Annotated in this window: 22 protein-coding genes; 9 read left to right on the top strand and 13 right to left on the bottom strand. The window is 50.4% G+C overall.

All coding sequences use genetic code 11. The features are described 5' to 3' along the window. The first annotated feature begins 2 nt into the window (after nt 1–2). The 7 genes from rpmA (at nt 3) to PSI9734_RS07460 (ending at nt 6,049) form a co-directional block, all read left to right on the top strand. Complete coding sequence (gene rpmA / locus PSI9734_RS07430; RefSeq protein WP_126763782.1) at nt 3–260, top strand: 50S ribosomal protein L27; 258 nt, start codon at nt 3–5, stop codon at nt 258–260. Between the two features lie 76 nt (nt 261–336). Further along, entirely contained in the window at nt 337–1,500 is a 1,164-nt protein-coding gene (gene cgtA, locus PSI9734_RS07435; protein WP_173920481.1) for an Obg family GTPase CgtA, read from the top strand. 98 nt (nt 1,501–1,598) lie between these two features. Further along, nucleotides 1,599–2,105 (top strand): type 3 dihydrofolate reductase, encoded by a 507-nt coding sequence (folA, locus tag PSI9734_RS07440; protein WP_173920482.1) that lies wholly within the window; start codon nt 1,599–1,601, stop codon nt 2,103–2,105. Nucleotides 2,106–2,196: 91 nt separating this feature from the next. Then, the gene (locus PSI9734_RS07445; protein ID WP_173920483.1) at nt 2,197–2,592 is read left to right on the top strand and encodes a DUF3718 domain-containing protein; all 396 of its coding nucleotides are present in this window, start codon (nt 2,197–2,199) and stop codon (nt 2,590–2,592) included. Nucleotides 2,593–2,698: 106 nt separating this feature from the next. After that, a complete protein-coding gene (locus PSI9734_RS07450; protein ID WP_173920484.1) occupies nt 2,699–4,159 on the top strand; it encodes an alpha/beta hydrolase in 1,461 nt (486 codons plus the stop codon). A gap of 10 nt (nt 4,160–4,169) precedes the next feature. Continuing rightward, nucleotides 4,170–4,904, top strand: coding sequence for an ABC transporter ATP-binding protein (locus PSI9734_RS07455; protein ID WP_173920485.1), 735 nt, complete (start codon nt 4,170–4,172; stop codon nt 4,902–4,904). Beyond that, a complete protein-coding gene (locus tag PSI9734_RS07460) occupies nt 4,901–6,049 on the top strand; it encodes an ABC transporter permease (RefSeq protein ID WP_173920486.1) in 1,149 nt (382 codons plus the stop codon). Before PSI9734_RS07455 ends, PSI9734_RS07460 begins: the two co-directional genes overlap by 4 nt. Nucleotides 6,050–6,059: 10 nt before the next feature. Here the strand turns inward: PSI9734_RS07460 and PSI9734_RS07465 are convergent, their stop codons facing one another. The 5 genes from PSI9734_RS07465 to folE2 all read right to left on the bottom strand — a co-directional run bounded on the left by PSI9734_RS07465 (nt 6,060) and on the right by folE2 (nt 11,583). Then, a complete protein-coding gene (locus PSI9734_RS07465; protein WP_173920487.1) occupies nt 6,060–7,391 on the bottom strand; it encodes an NAD(P)/FAD-dependent oxidoreductase in 1,332 nt (443 codons plus the stop codon). Between the two features lie 14 nt (nt 7,392–7,405). After that, nucleotides 7,406–7,990 (bottom strand): GNAT family N-acetyltransferase, encoded by a 585-nt coding sequence (locus tag PSI9734_RS07470; RefSeq protein ID WP_173920488.1) that lies wholly within the window; start codon nt 7,988–7,990, stop codon nt 7,406–7,408. Between the two features lie 25 nt (nt 7,991–8,015). After that, entirely contained in the window at nt 8,016–9,380 is a 1,365-nt protein-coding gene (gene ahcY / locus PSI9734_RS07475; RefSeq protein WP_173920489.1) for an adenosylhomocysteinase, read from the bottom strand. 159 nt (nt 9,381–9,539) lie between these two features. Then, nucleotides 9,540–10,553: an adenosine kinase gene (locus PSI9734_RS07480; RefSeq protein WP_173920490.1), complete on the bottom strand. Its 1,014-nt coding sequence runs from the start codon at nt 10,551–10,553 to the stop codon at nt 9,540–9,542. A 79-nt stretch (nt 10,554–10,632) separates the two neighbouring features. Continuing rightward, nucleotides 10,633–11,583, bottom strand: a complete 951-nt coding sequence (gene folE2 / locus PSI9734_RS07485) for a GTP cyclohydrolase FolE2 (RefSeq protein ID WP_246194819.1) — start codon at nt 11,581–11,583, stop codon at nt 10,633–10,635. Nucleotides 11,584–11,737: 154 nt separating this feature from the next. Between folE2 and PSI9734_RS07490 the strand changes: the two genes are divergently transcribed. Continuing rightward, complete coding sequence (locus PSI9734_RS07490) at nt 11,738–12,079, top strand: Hpt domain-containing protein (RefSeq protein WP_173920491.1); 342 nt, start codon at nt 11,738–11,740, stop codon at nt 12,077–12,079. Here the strand turns inward: PSI9734_RS07490 and PSI9734_RS07495 are convergent. From PSI9734_RS07495 to mutH, 8 genes are all read right to left on the bottom strand, one after another. Then, complete coding sequence (locus tag PSI9734_RS07495) at nt 12,056–12,811, bottom strand: response regulator (RefSeq protein ID WP_173920492.1); 756 nt, start codon at nt 12,809–12,811, stop codon at nt 12,056–12,058. The two genes, PSI9734_RS07490 and PSI9734_RS07495, sit on opposite strands and share 24 nt — an antisense overlap. A gap of 115 nt (nt 12,812–12,926) precedes the next feature. After that, nucleotides 12,927–14,537 (bottom strand): sensor histidine kinase, encoded by a 1,611-nt coding sequence (locus tag PSI9734_RS07500; protein WP_173920493.1) that lies wholly within the window; start codon nt 14,535–14,537, stop codon nt 12,927–12,929. Continuing rightward, a complete protein-coding gene (locus tag PSI9734_RS07505; protein WP_173920494.1) occupies nt 14,534–15,583 on the bottom strand; it encodes a methyltransferase in 1,050 nt (349 codons plus the stop codon). Before PSI9734_RS07505 ends, PSI9734_RS07500 begins: the two co-directional genes overlap by 4 nt. Further along, nucleotides 15,584–16,609 (bottom strand): succinylglutamate desuccinylase/aspartoacylase family protein, encoded by a 1,026-nt coding sequence (locus PSI9734_RS07510; protein ID WP_173920495.1) that lies wholly within the window; start codon nt 16,607–16,609, stop codon nt 15,584–15,586. It abuts the gene before it with no gap. 2 nt (nt 16,610–16,611) lie between these two features. After that, the gene (rimK, locus tag PSI9734_RS07515; protein ID WP_173920496.1) at nt 16,612–17,517 is read right to left on the bottom strand and encodes a 30S ribosomal protein S6--L-glutamate ligase; all 906 of its coding nucleotides are present in this window, start codon (nt 17,515–17,517) and stop codon (nt 16,612–16,614) included. Further along, complete coding sequence (locus tag PSI9734_RS07520; protein WP_173920497.1) at nt 17,514–17,960, bottom strand: ATP-dependent zinc protease family protein; 447 nt, start codon at nt 17,958–17,960, stop codon at nt 17,514–17,516. The genes rimK and PSI9734_RS07520 overlap by 4 nt, the downstream gene beginning before the upstream one ends. Nucleotides 17,961–18,032: 72 nt before the next feature. Further along, complete coding sequence (locus PSI9734_RS07525) at nt 18,033–18,719, bottom strand: DUF2982 domain-containing protein (protein ID WP_173920498.1); 687 nt, start codon at nt 18,717–18,719, stop codon at nt 18,033–18,035. Further along, on the bottom strand, nt 18,716–19,402 hold the full coding sequence (mutH, locus tag PSI9734_RS07530) for a DNA mismatch repair endonuclease MutH (protein WP_173920499.1): 687 nt from the start codon (nt 19,400–19,402) through the stop codon (nt 18,716–18,718). Before mutH ends, PSI9734_RS07525 begins: the two co-directional genes overlap by 4 nt. A gap of 89 nt (nt 19,403–19,491) precedes the next feature. On the opposite strand from mutH, the gene rppH reads away from it, so the two are divergent. Next, on the top strand, nt 19,492–20,025 hold the full coding sequence (gene rppH / locus PSI9734_RS07535; protein WP_173920500.1) for an RNA pyrophosphohydrolase: 534 nt from the start codon (nt 19,492–19,494) through the stop codon (nt 20,023–20,025).

Consider the following 20,025-nt stretch of genomic DNA (forward strand, 5'->3'; position numbering starts at 1 on the left):
ACATGGCACACAAAAAAGCTGGTGGTTCAACCAAAAACGGTCGTGACTCAGAAAGTAAACGTCTGGGTGTAAAGCGCTTCGGTGGTGAGTCAGTATTGGCTGGCAGCATCATCGTTCGTCAACGTGGTACTCGTTTCCACGCTGGTGATAACGTCGGTATCGGTCGTGACCACACTTTGTTCGCCCTGAGCGACGGTAAAGTTTCTTTTGCGGAGAAAGGTCCAAAGAACCGCAAATACGTTAGCATCGTAACTGACTAATTTCAGGCGAGTTAACGGAAGACATAGAAACCCCGTCCTGTGTGGCGGGGTTTTTTTATAGTGGCAGGTAAAAAATATGAAGTTTGTAGATGAAGTCGAAATTCGCGTTGAAGCAGGTGACGGCGGTAATGGTGTCGTAAGCTTTCGACGTGAAAAATATATCCCCAAAGGCGGCCCCGACGGTGGTGACGGTGGCGATGGCGGTGACGTATATCTGGAAGCCGATGAAAACCTGAACACCTTAATTGATTATCAATTCGAGCGTATCCACCGTGCGCAACGCGGCCAAAACGGTATGGGTAAAAACTGTACCGGTAAACGCGGCGAAGATATTGTTTTGAAGGTGCCGGTAGGCACTCGCGCGACCGACCAAGAAACCGGCGAAGTGCTGGGTGACTTAACGCGTCACGGTCTGCGTCGTATGGTCGCCAAAGGTGGCTTTCATGGCCTTGGTAACGCTCGTTTTAAGAGTAGCACCAACCGAGCGCCGCGGCAGAAAACCATGGGTACCCCAGGCGAAATTCGCAGCCTCAAGCTTGAATTGATGCTGTTGGCAGACGTTGGCCTATTGGGCATGCCAAATGCCGGTAAGTCGACCTTTATTCGTTCGGTATCCGCGGCAAAACCAAAAGTTGCCGACTATCCGTTTACCACCTTGGTACCAAACCTTGGTGTGGTTCGTCCGGTCCATCACGCGAGCTTCGTGATAGCTGATATTCCGGGTCTTATTGAGGGCGCGGCGGATGGCGCAGGCTTAGGCATACAATTCCTTAAACACCTTGAACGCTGCGGGTTACTATTGCACTTGGTTGATTTAGCGCCTTATGATGGCACTGACCCTGCGGTACAAGCGGTCACTATTGTCAATGAACTGCAACAGTACAGCCCTAAACTGGCCGACAAGCCTCGCTGGTTAGTGGTCAACAAGGTTGACTTATTGACCGACGAAGAAGTAGAAGAACGTTTAGCTGAAGTGACCGAAGCGCTTGAGTGGGAAGGCCCGATATACCAAATTTCAGCGCTTAGCAAAAAAGGCACGGAACAGCTTTGCAAAGAAATCATGACTTATCTTGAGCAGTTACCGAAACCGTCAGAGGTTGAGGAGGAAGATGCTCAAGCCACCACGGAATTTAAGTGGGACAGTTATCATCAAGAGCAGTTAGATGCCCATGATGATGACGACGATGATGATGATTTCGACGACGATGACTACGACGTAGAAGTGGTTTACCAAAAATAAAAGGCGATGTTCGCTATTAGCTGTTTGATGTTTGTTCAAACATCGAACATCGAACATCAAACATCGCACTTTTGGTTACGAACAACGAGGTGGTTTTTATGCGAATTGCTTTGATTGCGGCGATGGCCCATGACCGCGTAATTGGGAAAGACGGCGACATGCCGTGGCACCTGCCCGCTGAGCTACAACATTTCAAACGCATTACCCTAGGCAAACCCATAGTGATGGGGCGAACCACCTACGAAACCATTGGTCGCCCTTTGCCGGGGCGTACCAACATTGTCATGAGCCGCAAGTATCAACAGCCGTACACCGACGAGCAGGGCGTGATCTGGGTCAGCGATACCGAGCAAGCGGTCGCAGCCGCCGGTGAGTGCGAAGAACTAATGGTGATTGGTGGCGGGCAGTTGTATCGAGAGTTTTTACCTCATGCTGTACGTTTGTACTTAACCCAAATCGATGTTGTCGTTGCCGGAGATACGTGGTTCCCTGATTTTCAAGCTGTCGCTGACTGGCAGTTACGAGAGCAGGTGGAGCACACGGCGGACGAAAAAAATCCACACAACTTCAAAACACAGGTTTTTGAACGGGTAAATAATTTGTAAAGGCGCTTGCCCTGTTAACATTTTAATCCGTTGTAAGCCCTATTGGAGCAAGGTAGGATAAGTTTCAGTTGAAGCATTTGGGACTTACGTAATGTTGAAAACGGTGACCACATGGCTTGCTATTATAGCAACTGCCACTGTCTTCCTGCCGCTTTTGCAGCCTGCCAAAGCGCAGTCGATTTTTGAGTCTGACGAGGTTGCTTTGGTGTTCTGTGCCTATGTGCGCGACAATCAAACCCAACGTCTTCAACGAAAGCTCCGCGATCTACGCATTCGCCTTCGCGATATCTATAGTCATATTCGTTGTAACAACGCCACGTTAATTCAATTTGCCGTGAAAAACCGAGCTAATGATATCGGTCGATTCATTGCGCGCAGTGTTAATCTGAACGACCTTAAAGAGGTTGGCGATTATCAATGGATGCATGAACAAAACCTACTCGATTCCCCCATTGGCGAAACCATCAGCGCGCGCTTTAATCCTTAATTAGTTCCACCTTTGCGTTTGCCACATTTCTTTACAGTTTTCCCTCTTTCAGAAGCGAATCTGAAGGGGTAGACTGTTAGCATTCGTTACAATTGGATAACAATGCATGAAAATCGTCATTGCGCCTCTGGTTCTGGCTCTTAGTTTGGTGAGCGGTTTCGCTTACGGACAAGAGCCATCGTCAAGCGGATCAGAGCTTGAGCTTGAATCTTGCTATTTGAAGGGGATTTCCGAACAGCTTCGTTGTGGAACCCTCGATGTTCCAGAAAATTATCAGCAGCCCGATGGCAAAACCATCGGTATTCACTTTGCCGTTCTGCCAGCGATACGCGAGAGCAAACAGAATGACCCGTTATTGATTTTGGCCGGCGGGCCAGGGCAAGCAGCGACTGAGCTAGCTAATATGATCGACCGCATGTTCCAAAGTGTGCGGCAGCAGCGCGATATTGTGTTGATTGACCAACGCGGTACCGGTAAGTCGAACCCATTAAGCTGTGCTATGAGCCACGTGGAAGAGCTGGTGAAAACCGATGACGCCATTGATTTAGCTGAAGTTGCCAAACAGTGTCTGGCCAAATTTGAGGACACAGATCTCACCCAATATCACAGTGTGAATGCCATACGTGACTTCGAAGCGGTACGTGAAGCCCTCGGCTACGAACAGTTCAATTTGTATGGTGGCTCGTATGGTTCAAGAGCAGGGCTTGTCTATTTACGTGAGGCACCGGAATCGGTCCGCGCCGCGGTGCTCGACGCGGTTGCTCCGGTGCAAGTTGTGGTCGGTCCCTTTGGTCGTCACGGCGCTGCATCATTTGCGCTAATGCTAGAGCGTTGTGCTGATTCTGCGGCTTGTAATGACGCTTTTCCTGACTTAGATACCACTTACAGTCAGTTGATGGCCGATCTGGAAACCGACCCAGTTCCGTTAACGGTACGCGACCCGTTAACCAACGAGCCGATTGATATTCTCGTAACTGCTGGGCGCTTTAGCTCAGTGATGCGGGTCGGGCTGTACCATCCGACCACTCGGCAAATGTTGCCGTATGTGATTCAGCAAACGGCGCAGGGCGACTACACCCCGTTAACCGGTCTATTCGGCAGTACCATGGCACAGTCAGAGCTTTATATGGGCTTAACTTTAAGTGTTTTGTGTAGCGAAGACCTGTTAAGAGCTACCCCAGAGCTGCTTCGTGAAGATGGCAACAATACCTTTATTGGTAGCCGTACCGGTGATGCCTTTGTGGATATGTGTTCGGTATGGCCGCAACAACAGCGACCAGAAGCGTGGTTTGAGCCGGTTGAAAGCGCAACTCCAACCTTGCTGTTGTCGGGCCAGCTTGACCCAGTTACACCGCCAAGTTGGGGTGAGATGGCGGCAGCAACCCTCAGCCAAAGCCGCCACTTGATCGCCCCTCAGGGCGCACACACGATAGTCGGCCATACCTGTGCCAATAAGCTGGCGGCGCAGTTCATTGACGATTTGGACCTTGAAGCATTGGATGCCAGCTGTTTGGCTGAACAACGTCCACAACCTTTTATTTTAAACAGTAACGGCAAAGGATTATAAGAGAGCCCCCATGATCGAAGTAAAATCATTAAAAAAATCCTTCGGTAAAGTGACGGCTCTAAATGGTCTTACATTTAGTGCGCCAGAAGGGCAGATAACCGGACTGCTAGGTCCGAACGGTGCAGGTAAAACGACCTGCTTACGAACTATCTATGGATTATTGAAAGCCGACACCGGTGAAGCGCTGATCGATGGCGTCGATGCGAACGTCGACCCACTTGAAGTGCGCCGTAAAATAGGTATTTTCCCGGACAAGTTTGGTCTTTATGAGCGCCTGACGGCGCGCGAACAAATTGCTTACTTTGCGACCTTACATGGGCTTGATGGCGAATCAGGCGACGCGGCGGTGCAACAGGTGATTTCGCGTTTAGACATGGGTGCGATTGCCGATCGACGTGCCACTGGCTTCTCGCAGGGTCAGCGCATGAAAGTTGCATTGGCGCAAGCCATTGTGCACCGGCCGAAACACCTGATACTTGATGAACCCAGCCGCGGCCTCGATGTAATGAGTACGCGTATTTTGCGCGACTTACTGCGCGAGTTGCGTGACCAAGGTACCAGTATTTTATTTTCTAGCCATGTGATGCAAGAAGTGGCCGCACTATGCGATCAAGTCGTGGTGGTGGCTGCCGGGAAAGTTGCGGCGCAGGGCACGCCGACGGAACTTTGTCAGCAAACCGGTGAAGAAGCATTAGAGGAAGCCTTCGTGAAAATCATTGGTACTGATGAGGGAATTGCCGCATGAAGTCTCCAATAAAAATTGTTTTCGGTAAAGAATTAAAAGATGCCTTGCGTGATAAACGCTCGGTAATGGCGGCAATGTCTTATGCCTTTTTTGGCCCCTTGTTGATGGCGGTCGCGTTTTACGTATTGATCAGCCAACTGACCGATACCAGTGATGTAAAGATCAACATTGAAGGCGCGGAACATGCACCGGCATTTGTTGCGCACCTTAACACCCAAGGTGTGGTTCAACGTGAGGAAGACTGGCCGGCAGGTCAGCAGCCGATCACCTTAGCCATCAGTCCAGAATGGGCGGAAAATGTCGCCACTGCGCAGCCAGCACGCGTCACTTTGACCGCAGACTTTTCGTCGCAAAAACAACGCACCGACCTCCGCCGAGTGGAACGTGCTGTGGAAACCTACACCGCGCAACTGAGTTATATTCGTCTGCAGATGCGTGGGATTGATCCTAAGATCACCCAAGGGGTGAATTTGGTCAAACATGATACCGCCACTAAAGGTTCAAAAGCCGCGATATTGTTAGGAAGCGTGCTGATATTTATTCTTTTATCGGTGTTCTTCTCGGGCATGAATGTGGCCATTGATATTAGTGCGGGCGAACGTGAGCGCAACTCACTTGAGTTGTTATTGTCGCAGCCATTAACCACTCACCAACTGGTTTGGGGTAAGGCTCTGGCGGCATCGGCTTTTGCCATGTTCGGTGGTGTTTTAAGTGCGGTATTGATTCCGTTTATCTTTAAGTTGTTACCGCTGCACGAAATAGGTATCAGTATTGCGTTAGCTTGGCCTATGATCTTGCTAATTATGGCATTACTGATCCCCTTGGCATTGCTGGCAACGGCCTTACAACTTTTTGTTTCGTTTCGCGCGAAAAGCTTTAAAGAAGCCCAAACCTATATTTCATTGCTGCTCATGGCGCCGATGTTAGTGGTGTTTGGCGTTGAGTTCGCACGAGTGAAAAACCAAATTCTCTATTACCTGCCTTTAACCGGCCAGCATCAAGCGTTGCTCGATATTATCAAAGGTGAGTCATTGCAATGGGGAGCTATGGCGGTCAGTGCAGTCGCCACAGTGGTACTTTCAATGCTGTTGCTGCGGTTAATAAGCCGTATGTTAAGTAGTGAAAAAGTGGTGTTCGGGCTGTAATACAAAGGTCTTACATGCTTCGCCAACGGGCTAATTGATAAAACGCCCATTGGCCGAAGCGACGAAAATGGGGCAGAGGAAATTTGGGCAGCGGTGATTGATAAAACGGAAGTGGTGGTAACTCTTCTCCCATCGCCAATTCCGCCAGTCGTTGCCCAGCTATTTGAGTGAAGGTCACACCAGCACCGCAATACCCCATACTGGTGTAGACCCCTTGCTCGGGGCTATAAATACGAGGGTAGTCGTCTAACGCGACACTTACCCAACCACTCCAGTAATAATCAACCGGTTCATGCGTCAAGCGCTCTAGCGCAGGGAAACTGCTGCGCACGGCTTCCAGTAAATGCTTCGCATAACGCGGATGCTGAGCGTCTTTGCCGCGAATGGCACCACGCCCACCGAATAATAAACGGCCATCAGGCAGCAAGCGATAGTAGTATTTTAAGGTGCGAGTATCCATCACTAGCTCTGTGCTATTGATGCCAATAGCGAGCCGCTCAGCCGTTGTTAGGGGTCGCGTTACAATGACACTCGACAGCACCGGTAACGAACGACCATGAATGCTGGGGTGTAAATGGTTCGGTGTGTAGCCATTGGTGGCAATAATTACTTTTCGAGCTGAGATTTGGCCTTTACTCGTGTGCAGTCGATGCTGATCGCCGACCTTTTCCCAATGCTGTACTGGCGCATCTTCAATCAGTGTGACACCAGCGTTCGTCGCTTGGCGTGCCAGGCTCGCAGTCAATAGCAGCGGGTTTAAACCAAAGCTTTGTGGGTAGTGAATCGCGGCATGTGCTTGGGGGCTATGCACGCGCTTCGAAATCGCTTCGGCGTCGAGCCACTGGGTATCTGGCTCAAATTGCTTAAGGTTTTCATAGTTTGCCCGCAGGCCCGCTACTGCATTCGGTTGGTGGGCGATTTTTAAGTAGCCCCCGCGCTGTACTTGAAGCTGCTGTGGGCAGTGTTGCAGGTGTTGCTCGAGGCGTGCAAAGGCACGTTGGTATTCGGTTCGAATGGCGAAGGCGGTTTCAGTGCCTAAGCGCTTTTGCCAATCGGCATAGCCTCTACGACCCGTACCTGGCATGGCAAAGCCCGCATTGCGGGTTGAGCAACCCCAGCCGATGCTATTGGCCTCCACCACGACCACCTGCTGCTGATAGCGTTCGGCCAGCTCCAAAGCCGCATTAAGTCCGGTGTAGCCGGCCCCGATCACAATACAGTCGGCACGCTCAGGCAGAGCCGTTGCGCTACTTGGCAAGTCGGTGTCGGTATGGGCTTGCCAGTAACTGCGTGCATGGGGCCGCTGAGGGCCAGGATAACTATCAACTAGCGGATCGTACATAAATGTGCCCGTCGCTATTTGCGATCAAAGCGCAATACCATTTCTCCAGCTGTGCAATGACACACACCGTCGCACACGGGGCAATGGTAGCCACCATGAATCGAGAGTTCGTACCAACGGCCAGGATGTTCTTGAATCATCTCTCCACCGCAGCGAGTAAAATACGAGTAAGCGCTATTATTGGGGCTTTGCATCCAAATGTGTGCCAACCCAGCCTTACAACCTAGGCGCTGAGCTGCTGCCGATGAGCGTTCAAGCAAGCCCCGGCCAATACCTAGCCCGCGACTTATTTCTGCAACCGCAGAACACTTAAAATAGCACATTTGTGCCTGGTCCACCGGCCATTGGTCGGGAGTGCAATAGTCGTCGAGCGGCCACTGGCCTGGCGCAAAAGTCAATCGAATACCGGCAAGTTCATCATCGACAAAGGCCAACCAATTCAGGTTAACGCCGTCTTGATTCCCTCGCTGAACGTAGTCAGCGAGGCTTGCTTCGGTCAAATAATTGTCACCGTGAACGCGGTTACCTAATTCGATAACGGCTGCATGATCGGCAGCCGTTAGTTCGCGGTAGGTTACTTTCGGTGTTGTTTGGCCCATAGCTACAACCTTTTTTTGGTAGCAATTAGTAACGGTAATCGTCGGTCTTAAACGGCCCATTTACATCAACGTGAATGTAATCGGCTTGCTGTTCCGTTAATTGTGTCACGACGCCACCAAAACCTTGCACCATGTAACGAGCGACTTCTTCATCGAGTTGCTTAGGTAGCACTTCAACGCGCAGGTTAGAGGCTTTTTCAGCCGCTGGCAAGTCACCAAACTTGGCGTCAAATAAGTGTAACTGAGCGAGTACTTGGTTGGCGAACGAGCCATCCATGATACGGCTTGGGTGACCCGTGGCATTGCCAAGGTTCACTAAGCGCCCCTCAGATAGTAACAGCAGGTAGTCGTTGTCGTCATCACTACGGAAAATTTGATGTACCTGAGGTTTAATTTCGTCCCAGCGCCAGTTTTCACGCATAAAGGCGGTATCGATTTCGTTATCGAAGTGACCGATGTTGCACACCACCGCAGTTGATTTCAACGCGGCAAGCATATGCCGATCACAGACATTCACGTTACCAGTGGTGGTAACAATCAGGTCGGTGGTTTGCAATAACTCGCGATTGACGCCTTCGGCAGTGCCAGTGTTAACGCCGTTGAGGTAAGGAGAAACCACTTCGTAGCCGTCCATGCATGCTTGCATGGCGCAAATAGGGTCAATTTCTGCGATACGTACAATCATGCCTTCTTGGCGTAGACTCGCAGCAGAGCCTTTACCGACATCACCATAGCCGATGACGAGAGCTTTCTTACCGGACAGTAGATGATCCGTTGCACGCTTAATGGCATCATTGAGCGAGTGGCGACAGCCATATTTGTTATCGTTCTTCGACTTGGTGACCGAGTCGTTGACATTAATGGCAGGCACTTTCAGAGTTCCATGCTTCAACATTTCAAGCAGACGATGAACACCGGTTGTAGTTTCTTCAGTGATCCCGTGAACCTTATCAAGCATCTGTGGATACTTCTCATGAATAAGCAGGGTTAAGTCGCCACCGTCATCAAGGATCATGTTGGCATCCCAAAGCTCGCCATCTTGGTGACAGGTTTGCTCTAAGCACCACTCATATTCTTCCTCGGTTTCACCTTTCCAGGCAAAAATCGGAACGCCGGCAGCGGCCATCGCGGCTGCCGCATGGTCTTGTGTTGAGAAGATATTACACGAGGACCAACGTACTTCAGCACCTAGCTCGATGAGGGTCTCAATTAATACGGCGGTTTGAATGGTCATATGGATACAACCAATAATACGCGCGCCTTTGAGTGGCTTTTGTGCGGCGTATTTGCGGCGAATGGTCATTAATGCCGGCATTTCAGATTCGGCAATGGAAATTTCTTTGCGGCCCCAATCGGCCAAGCTGATATCCGCAACTTTGTAGTCTGACATAAAAGAACTCCGTGGTTCATGCACTAAAAACGATTCGTGCGCTTCGCTGATCGTACGCTTTGCTGTTCGTTGTTCGTTGTTTGTTTAAACCAACAGCGAAGCGTACGAAAAACGAATAGAGAGCGAAGCGAACGTACGGTCAACGCCGTTTATATTCGTTTAGTTAAATTCTGGTTCGTGTTGTAGCTTGATGAGCAGTTGCTGCTGCTGATCAAGACTCAATCGTGGCCCGAAACTCGCCACCACAGCCGCCGCCGCGTGGCTTGCTAATAACCCACAGGCCGCCAATGAATACTTCCGCGTTAAGCCGAACATCATGGCGCCCGCGAACATATCACCGGCGCCGTTGGTATCAATCGCTTTGACCGGAATACCTGGTACCGCTACTTGGCGCTTGCCATCACCAATCAGTGCGCCGTCTTTACCTTGGGTAATGGCGACAAGTTTGGCGTGTCGTTGCAATTGCTGCAAGGCGGCTTGCACATCTTCAGTGCCTGCCAGGTAACCAGCTTCCTCTTGGTTACAGAATAATACATCGACGCCTCCCGAAAGGATCTCGTCGATGCCTTCACGGAAGTACTTAACCATTGCTGGGTCAGAGCAAGTAACAGCGATTTTAGTGTCGTTGGCGCGCGCAATTTCTTTGGCTTTGGCTATCGCCTCACGTGCCACAGGAGAGGTCACTAGGTAGCCTTCAATGTACAGGTATTCGGCGCGCGCAATCGCTTCTTCATCTAGCTCTGCGCAGCTTAAATCGGCAGTAATACCAAGATAGGTACGCATGGTTCGCTCAGCATCAGGCGTCACCATGACCAAACAACGACCGGTTTTGCCTTTATGTTTTTGCTTACCGGTATTGGTGGTAATGCCAATACGCTCCATGTCTTCACAGTAAAATTCACCAGCGTGGTCGTCGGCGACTTTGCAACAGTAAAAGGCGTTACCGCCAAACTGGCTGAAGCCGACTAACGAGTTTGCTGCAGAGCCTCCGCCTGACTGTTTTTTCAACTCGCCACGTTTTGCCAATTCAGCGATCAGTTTTTCTTGCTCACTGTCTTCGATCAAGGTCATCATGCCTTTCTCGATATTATGCTGCTGTAAAAATTGGTCCGTGACTTCAAACTCTTGGTCAACAAGGGCGTTACCGATGCCGACGATATCTAGTGAATCCATGCGTTACTCAGGTATAAGGTCTAAAAACAAAAAAATCCGGCCGCTAAGTATACAGCAGCCGGATCTTGAGGTCGACAAGTTAGGCTTTAAAGCCGCCAGGCACCCCTTTGGTGGTAATACTGACAGCATCATGGGCATGTAGTGATTCGTAATGATTCACTCTAACCCAGAAGTCTGAAAAGGCGGGCTGGTGGTTCAGCGCATGCTGCAAACGACGCGCTGCGTCTTCGCAGAACATCAGATTCTGACCATTTAACCGTGCAAACTCTTGCTCGTCTTCGCGTTTCACAGCCGCCTGCACAGGGGTCTGTAACGCGTCTTCGATGGAATCAATCAGATCAATGATTGGCAGCTCATCAATTTGCTCGCCCATCACCACTTTCACTTCAGCGATGGAGCGCTGGCTGTGAGGGGTCGCAACAATACCTTGTGTGGTACCTAGCCAGCGGTGAATCATTTCGGCATCAACATCTGCATCGGTACCGAACTGATCGGCGAAGGCATCTTGAATCAACTGGCGAGCCAAGGCTGCTGAGCACGGGCAAGTTGACGAGTAAGGCACCTCTACTGCAAGCTGCAAATACAGTTTGCCATGATCATAGCGACCAATTACAGTAACAGGGTAGGCTTTCCAGCCTGGCTTCTTACTAATCAATGCCTTGCGGCGTAAGTGATAGTCAAAGCTAAACTTTACGTAGGCTTGATCTGACAACCCTTCATGACTATCAATAAAGTCATGCAGTAACTTGCTCAATGACTGGTGTGATAACACATTGTTGTTCGATAAGTCTTCTAACAACAAGTACAGCCGAGACATGTGGATGCCTTTGGCTTCCGGGTCTTTGAGATTCACAAAGGCGTCGACCAATGCGCTGACTGGACGCTCGGGTTCATTGGCTGCACCAACAACCAATGGCATTTCGATGTTGCTCATGCCGACCCAATCAAGAGCGCCTTCAGTTTGCGCTTTTGTTTGATTGGCGATATCTGGCATCATTGTCGGTGTAGCTGTTGGTGTAGGTATGCTCATACTGCTCCAAACGTTACAAAGTTTCAGAAGTACCCAAAATTGGGGCGATAGTATACAAGATTTAACCTGATTACGGTAGTTTGCCATAATGGGTTCATTTAAAAAGCAAAGTTTTCCGATTGCGGCAAACGACTTAACACAAGGAACGTTGGTAATGTTAGACAAACAGCTATTGGAGCAATATGCCGAACTTATGGGCGACGATGGCGTACAAGATATGTACGCGGCGTTTGCCGATAATATCGGTGGGTACTTGAATCACTTGCAGTGGTTAGTAAAGCAACGTCAAGAACAGGAACTACGCAATCAGGCGCACAAAATTAAAGGTGCATGTCGTTCAGTAGGGTTAAGGCAACTGGCACAGACGATGGAGAAATTAGAACGTGCTGAGTGGCAATGGCAAGACGTTGAACACGAGCTGGCGAAATGGGAAGCAGAACTCCCCATTCACCAACATCAAATCGAGGCTTGGTTAAAGGCTCGGCGAATTGAGTGACGGTTGGTCGAGGTGACGAACCTGTACTTCGCCGACAAACCGATAGCCTTCACCGTGAATCGTGGTAATCAAATTCGGTGACTGACTATCTGCTTCAAAATGACGACGAATACGACGAATCGCAACATCAACGGTGCGGTCATTCGGGCGTAGGTCACGGTCGAGCATTTTTTTCACTAAGGTTTCGCGATCGAGGATCTTACCTGGATTAGTTAAGAACAATTCCATTGCACGATATTCACTTTTCGGTAAGCGGAACATCTTACCATCAGGTGAAAACAGGCAACGGCTGTCACTTTCAAGGCGCCAGTCGTTAAATTCATAAACGATACTGTCGTGGCCAATCGCTTTCTGTTGATTCTTAATCGCTTCAATGCGGCGATAAAGGTTGCGCACACGCATCAACAGCTCTTTCGGGTTGTAAGGCTTAATGATGTAATCGTCCGCACCTAGTTCAAGCGCTAACAGGCGATCATCTTCAGCATCACGACCGGTTAGAAAGACTAAGCCCACATTTTCGTTTTCACGAAAGTTCTCGGCCAGTTCAATACCGCTTTTGCCCGGCAGGTTCACATCCATAATCACCAAGTCGACTTGTTGACGTGCCATGATGCGTTGCATTTGCATACCATCGGCAGCATCGTAGACATCGTAACCCTCTTCTTGAAATAACCGAGTCAGGGTATTTCGAGTGACGACTTCATCTTCTACGATTAATAATCTTGCGCTCATATTGATAGATCCGTTCATCGTTAACATTTGTTGAAATCTGGTGTAGTTGCAATTGTAGCACGAGATTCTAATTAGTGCGTAGGTTTCCTGCAACAGTTCTATACAGCTTTTTACATTAGGCGACGATGGTGATCACAAACTCGGTGTAACGACCTGCTTTTGAGTTCACTTCGATGCTGCCGCTAAGTGCTTGAGTGACTAGGTTATAGACCAAGTGTAGCCCAAGCCCGGTAGAGCCCTGTCGGCGTCGCTGTGTTACAAAAGGCTCGAAAACACGCCGGCCAAGCTCTTCTGGGATACCGCTGCCATTGTCTCGATAAATAAGTTTGACGTGATGGGTATCAATTCGTTCCACGGTCAGTGTAATTTGACCGCGGGCACGTTCGACAAAACCATGTTCGATTGAATTCTGTAATAGCTGTGATAACACATGTTGCAGCGGCCCTGATCGGCAACTTATGTGTAAATCGTGCGGACACTCAAGACGAATATCGATAGCCGCCAGTTCCGGCATTTTGGCGGTGACAGTGTCGATAGCTGTTTGACAGAAGTCGTAGATGCGGATATCGCGCGGGTCTTCCGCAAACTGGTCCATGGCTAACTGACGAAATTGATTAATCAACTCAGCAGTGCGCTCGATATTACGCTGGATCAGACCTAAATTATCGCTACTTGCTTCCATGAAACGCTCAAAGTCAGACCGACTCATGGTGTTGTTATCGAATTTCTGCTGCATGAATTCAAGCTTGTCTTGCAGAATCGATGTAGACGTCAGAACGAGCCCTACGGGCGTGTTAATTTCATGTGCCACCCCAGCAATCAAGTCACCTAATGAGGACATTTTTTCGGTTTCTATCATTTGTCGCTGAAATTGATGCAGTTTTTCGAGGGTATTCATCAATTCAGCGTTGGCCTCGCGCAGGGCATTCGTGCGCTGCTGTACTTGGCGCTCAAGTTCAGCGTTCAAATCGTTGGCTTGGCGTTCTGCGCGTTGCTGGCGCTCAAGATGTTGTTCGACACGGCCTAACATGGTGTTAAAGGCACTTCCCAGCCGTTGGAGCTCAAGCAAGTTTAATTCCGGTAAGCGGGTCGAATAGTCCCGGTTGCGGCTAATGCGCTGAATAATACCGACGGTTTGGTCAAGTGGTCGCATTAGCCGGCTGCGAACTCTGGCTGCTACGATCCAGGTAAACAATGCCGCAACCACGGTACTAATGCTGGCGGTAACTACGGTTCGCCAAGTGGTGGCAGTAATGCTGTCGCGGCTCACCCGCAGGTACACAAAACCTAGTTGTTCATCTTCAATGGTGATCGGTTGGGCAACTTCAATATAATTTGAGTGGCTACGAACACCACTAAAGCCAGGCAGTAACTCCGTTTGTACGGGAATGGGGGCAAGCCCTTCGCGGTTATAACTCGCGTAGTAGTGCAACTGTGGTTGGTCACCAACTAAGGAGCTTTCGTAAACGTGTAAGTGCTCTAAAAAAGGCGTGACCGCAAAGTGGCCAAGGTAGCTGTTTAGCCCCTCAACATCATCGAACAGTAAGTAGCGACTGGTGACTTCGGCCACCACAGATGCTATTTCCTGCGCACGAACTTCGGCATCTTGGTTAAGCTGTTTGATGTGAGTAAGGCTCAAAATCAACGCAGTAAATACACACATCAAGACACTCAGGCCCACCACCAGCCAAGAAATACCTTGCCGGATAGAGCCTGCCCGAATCATTTTCGGCGTCCTTTGTTGCGCTGTGATGCAGGTTTATTGACGGCGCGGTAAATAGCAAATTTGGTGTCGGCGGCAACCCGCTCACATTCCCCAAAGCTTGCTTCAATAAGTTCGGGCCATGGTAAGAAGCGATTGGCGACCAGCCAAATTTCCCCACCATGGGTTAGGTGCTCGCGTGCATGGCGCAGAAACTGTTGGCCAATACTGTAGTCTGTTGCTTGCCCCGTGTGAAACGGCGGGTGGCTGATAATATAATCGTACTTGGGTAAACGACTGGCCAGGTGGTCTTCGGCAATAAGTTGTCCGTCGAGCTCGTTGAGTTCAAGTGTTGCAGCACAGGCAGCCAGAGCCATCGCACTGACATCGAGATAGGTCATTTTAAGCTGTGGTTGCTGCATCTGTAATGCCGCCCCCAACACACCATTACCGCAGGCGAAATCAAGCACTGATCCCGACTTAAAGTTAGGTAAGTGAGCAAGTAGTTTGGTGCTGCCAAGGTCGATACCGGGGTAGGAAAACACCCCAGGGTAAGTCACGATTTTAGGTAACGCGCCCGGTGGCTCGAACTCGTGGCGATAGTCGTCGAGCTGACAGCTAGCTCGTGGCTCGGTGATGGTGGTTACCACCAACGTCGAGTGATTCCCGTTAGCGACTTTTTGCACCGCACTAAAGTGCTGATTGAGTTGTTTGGCAATGCTTTTAATGCCACTGCGATTCTCGCCCACCAGCCAAATAGGGGTACCCGCCGGCAATACGCTCGCCAGCTGATGCAGTAGATAATCGGTTAACTTCTTCTCTTTGGGGAGCCATAACAACGCCCCGTCAAACTCACCTGCGGGCGGCGTGGTGCCAAATAGGTGTTGGTCACCGAGGTTCTGCCAAGCACGGAACCAACCTGCATGCAGGTGCCAACTGCCAGTGACGGGCAACATCTCGCGCCAATCAGCATCCGGTGGGTTAATTGCCAACAATGCTTGTGCGTTGATCTGCTGTGCCTGACGCACCACTAATTGTGAAGGCGGACTTAAAGACTTTAATGCGTTCATCTATACCGGTTTTCCATCATAAGCTTCACTAAAAACATCGACACTCGAAGAGGCCTCACCAAACACATCTTCGTCAAATTGCGCCACATTAAAAAGTGCTTCACCCTCATTCGCTACCGGAATGTTACTAATGCCGATAATGATGCCGTTGAAAGGGCTACGCAACGGGTGCAAATCGTCACCGTGGGGGTTCACGGTAAACGCAATCACTTGGCCTTTTTGAATGGTCTGGCCGAGCTCAACATGAGGTACTACCAAACCGTCGTGGTCGTTGCGGATCCAAGCACTGCGGTGTGCCACCACCGGGGTTACTTTCTTGCGCTTGCGGCGACCTTTCAGCATTTTAAGGCTTTTCATCACGTTTTGAACACCGATCACGCCAGCTTTGATGGCGGCATAATCAAACCGCAAGGCCTCACCGGCTTCATATAAAATCAGCGGAATACCCAGTTCAGAGGCAAGCGAGCGCAGCGAGCCATCGCGTTCTTTCGAATGCAGTATTACCGGCGAGTTAAAGGCATGGCCCATGGCCAACGCATCACTGTTGTCGGTATCAACACGAATTTGTGGCAGGTTACTGCGGTGCACTGCGCCCGTATGAAGGTCGATAATATGTGTCGCACTTTGCACTAGTGTTTCGTTAAACAAGTGCGCTAAACGACTACCTAAGGCACCGCGCTCAGAGCCTGGAAAGCAACGGTTCAAATCACGACGGTCGGGCAGGTAACGCGACTGCTGAATAAAACCAAAGACGTTCACAACGGGCACCACAATCAGGGTGCCGGAAAGCTCGAGGGGATCGGTTTCACTAATCACTCGGCGACAAATTTCGATGCCGTTAAGTTCGTCGCCGTGAATCGCTGCACATACCAATAACACCGGTCCGGGCTTCACCCCGTGAAAAACTTCGGCGTGTAAATCCATCGGCGTATCGTTATAGAGCCGCGCTGCAGGAATGCGAATACTGTGACGCGAGCCGGGTACAATGCGTTGCCCGGCGAGTTTAAACGAGGCTGGTTTTTTCACCCTTAACCTTTTCCTTTGGTGCGCGTGCGATGCGCTTTCGCGTTGTTTTCAATAAACTTAATAATTTGTCCGGCGACATCTTTTTCGGTGGCCACTTCAATTCCTTCCAGCCCCGGCGATGAATTCACTTCCATCACTAATGGACCATGCTTGGAGCGTAAAATATCGACCCCAGCCACATTTAAGCCCATAGTTTTTGCTGCTTTAACGGCAGTAGAGCGTTCGGCCGGAGTCAGTTTCACAAGTTGTGCCGAGCCGCCGCGATGCAGGTTCGAGCGAAATTCGCCTGCGCGTGCCTGGCGCTTCATGGCCGCAATGACCTTATCGCCAATCACCAAGCAGCGAATATCTGCGCCACCGGCTTCTTTGATAAATTCTTGTACCATAATGTGCGATTTCAGCCCCATAAAGGCTTCAATCACGCTTTCTGCCGCTTGTCGTGTTTCGGCTAGAACCACCCCAATACCTTGGGTGCCTTCAAGTAACTTGATCACTAAAGGTGCACCACCGACCATATCAATAAGGTCTGGAATATCATGCGGTTGGCTGGCAAATCCCGTGACTGGTAAACCAATCCCTTTACGGCTGAGGAGCTGCAATGAGCGAAGTTTATCGCGGCTACGCGAGATCGCCACCGACTCATTCAGCGGATAAGTACCAATCATCTCAAATTGACGCAGAACCGCAGTTCCGAAGAACGTAATAGAGGCGCCGATACGCGGAATAATGGCGTCGTAATAGGGCAGAATGTCACCCTTCATATGAACCAAAGGTTCGCGCGCGTTGATGTCCATGTAGCAACGCAGTGGGTCTAACACATCGACTTCGTGCCCGTTGGCCTTAGCTGCTTCAATAAGCCGGCGAGTAGAATAAAGTTTTGCATTGCGTGAGAGTATCGCAATTCTCATGCGCGGACTCCTTTTGATTCAGGGGTTAGGTTACCCAGCAGATAAGACGCATCAGGGTCGACGTGGAAGTGACCACGCATGGCTTGACGACCAAGGAGCATACGAAACTTCATGCTATCACGATTCGTCAAGGTTAACTCGACAGCTTGCGCGAAGTCGCCCATGGTGAGGGTGGTTTTAATGACATAACGTCGCTCTTTATGGCCACCTGAGTCAGTAACATCTCGTTGGTCGTGGATCGGCGCTTCGCAACAATGTTCTCTGGTTGAACCCTGTTCCGGATGGATCCAAATACGTAACCAAGCCTCGCCGTCGCGCTCAAATGGCTGCAGTTTATAGGCGTGCAGGCAGGACGTTCGGGCGCCGGTGTCAACTTTCATTTTTATGGCATCAATGCCTAGATCGGGGAGAGCTCCCCATTCGCGCCAACCAAGAATTTGCATACCCTATTCGGCTCCAGTTCAGTAAAGGTGAGACTGTTCAAGAATATAGCCGCAGCTGTGAAACAGCAAGCGTTACTCAGGGTCGACCTGATGTCGGTGTTGTTGCACTTGCTGTAACCAACGGCAAAACTCATCGAGTGGGCGGTCGAGGGCACTGGATGGCACGTATAGGTCATAACCGAGCAGCTCGCGTAGTTGCTGACAGCGCACCGCAAACAGAGCTTGCACGCCTCGGTAAACCTGACCATTGGCCGACTTATAATAGCTGGGAATATCGTAATATGGGGTGTAGTCGGTGCCAGCGGGCAGCTCACGGCGCAGGGCTGCTGCCAACAGGTGCCGTTGCTCGCTCACCAAGTACACTGCTAAACGCGGTGAGATGCTATCAAGTACCGGCTCGATGTTGTTCAGCCGAAAGCCAATATAAGGCAACTCTTCTACCTCGCCGCCACGTTGGGTACGCGGGATATCAAACCGGATCAGGTTGTCCCAGTTGAAGTGCCAGGTGCCGCGGCGATGCTCATAGCGAACCTCTGTGGGTGACAGCACTAAGCTCACTTGAGGCTCTACTAGCTTGGCAATGCCGAGGAAAAAAAGCGCGGCACTAGCAATGTACATCAGCCCCCAAGCGGCCTGCGGCAATTCGAAACCTGCAAGATAGAAAAATAATGTGACCGCGAACACCAGCACGCCGAATACGCAAAAAGTTAACGCATCACGGCGGGCCGTGGGTTCGACGGTAAGTTCGGGATCGGTCATGGGGTCCTCGTTGTTACAGATGGTTCAGTAAGGGAAAAAATGCGCCGAATAATTTGCCAAGTGAACTGAGTTTTCAAATAAAAGCCGCGCGGTAAGGTTTGAATGGGTTCACCATTGGGCCCAATCGCATCGGTGAGTACGCGACTGTTGGCAGCTTTAGGGCGAAGTTGCAGTACCTCACCTTGGTGCGCGGTAATTTGCTCCACTTCACCCATGGCTATTTTGTCCATATGTTCGGTCCAGTCGCGCTTTAATTGAGCCTCCTCGGTGGCATCGGGCTGCCAAAAGAAGGCGGTGCCGACCGTCCGCTCGGCCAGCGGGATCTCACGGCGGCCATCAATGGGTACCCACAGCACGCATTGCAGTTTATTACGCACGTTACTGTTTTCCCAACTCAAGCCAGTAATATTGACCAGCGGCGTGGTGCAAACGAAGGTGGTTTCTAAAGGTTTGCCCTTGGCATCAAGGGGAATGGTTTTCAGCTCGACGCCTAATTCGGGAAAGTCTTGTAACGCTTGCGAACCCGCGGTGGCTCCGAGCGCCGCTTCCAGGAGTTGACCGACCCAACCTTTGTGACGTGTCAGATCCGCCGGCACGGCCATGCCTTGCTGGGCAGCAAGCTCGGCAAAACTCTGGCCCGCGAGGGCACTAGCGGCTTCAAAAAGTGTACGCAAGTCGCTCATGAAACTCCTTATCTGGTGGACAATACTTTCTTTCAGGCGTCGATTATGGAAAAATCGAAGTCAGAAGTCGAATTTAAGAGGATGCCCGCGTGATAGACGCAGAAGGATTCCGAGCAAACGTAGGAATCATTATCTGTAATGATCAGGGACAAGTATTTTGGGCGCGCAGATTTGGACAACATAGCTGGCAATTTCCCCAAGGCGGTATTGATGATGGTGAAACGCCAGAACAAACCATGTACCGAGAGTTATGGGAAGAAGTTGGACTGAGACCAGAGCAGGTTGAAATCGTTTATACGAGTCGCCACTGGTACCGTTACCGTTTGCCTAAACGACTTGTTCGGCGTGAACAACGCCCTATGTGTATTGGTCAGAAGCAGAAATGGTTTTTACTACGCTTAACCTGTAAAGAACAAGACGTGAACGTTCTTTGCTCGTCCCACCCGGAGTTTGATGATTGGCGTTGGGTCAGTTATTGGTACCCGGTAAGACAAGTCGTGTCGTTTAAAAAAGATGTTTATCGGCGCGTCATGAAAGAGTTTGCACCGATTTTAATGTCACCATCGACACCGCAAGGAAGGTCAGGAGGCCGACGCCAACGCGGACCACGACGGAAACGCTAA

The sequence above is a fragment of the Pseudidiomarina piscicola genome (assembly GCF_902806985.1).
Lineage (GTDB): Bacteria > Pseudomonadota > Gammaproteobacteria > Enterobacterales > Alteromonadaceae > Pseudidiomarina > Pseudidiomarina piscicola.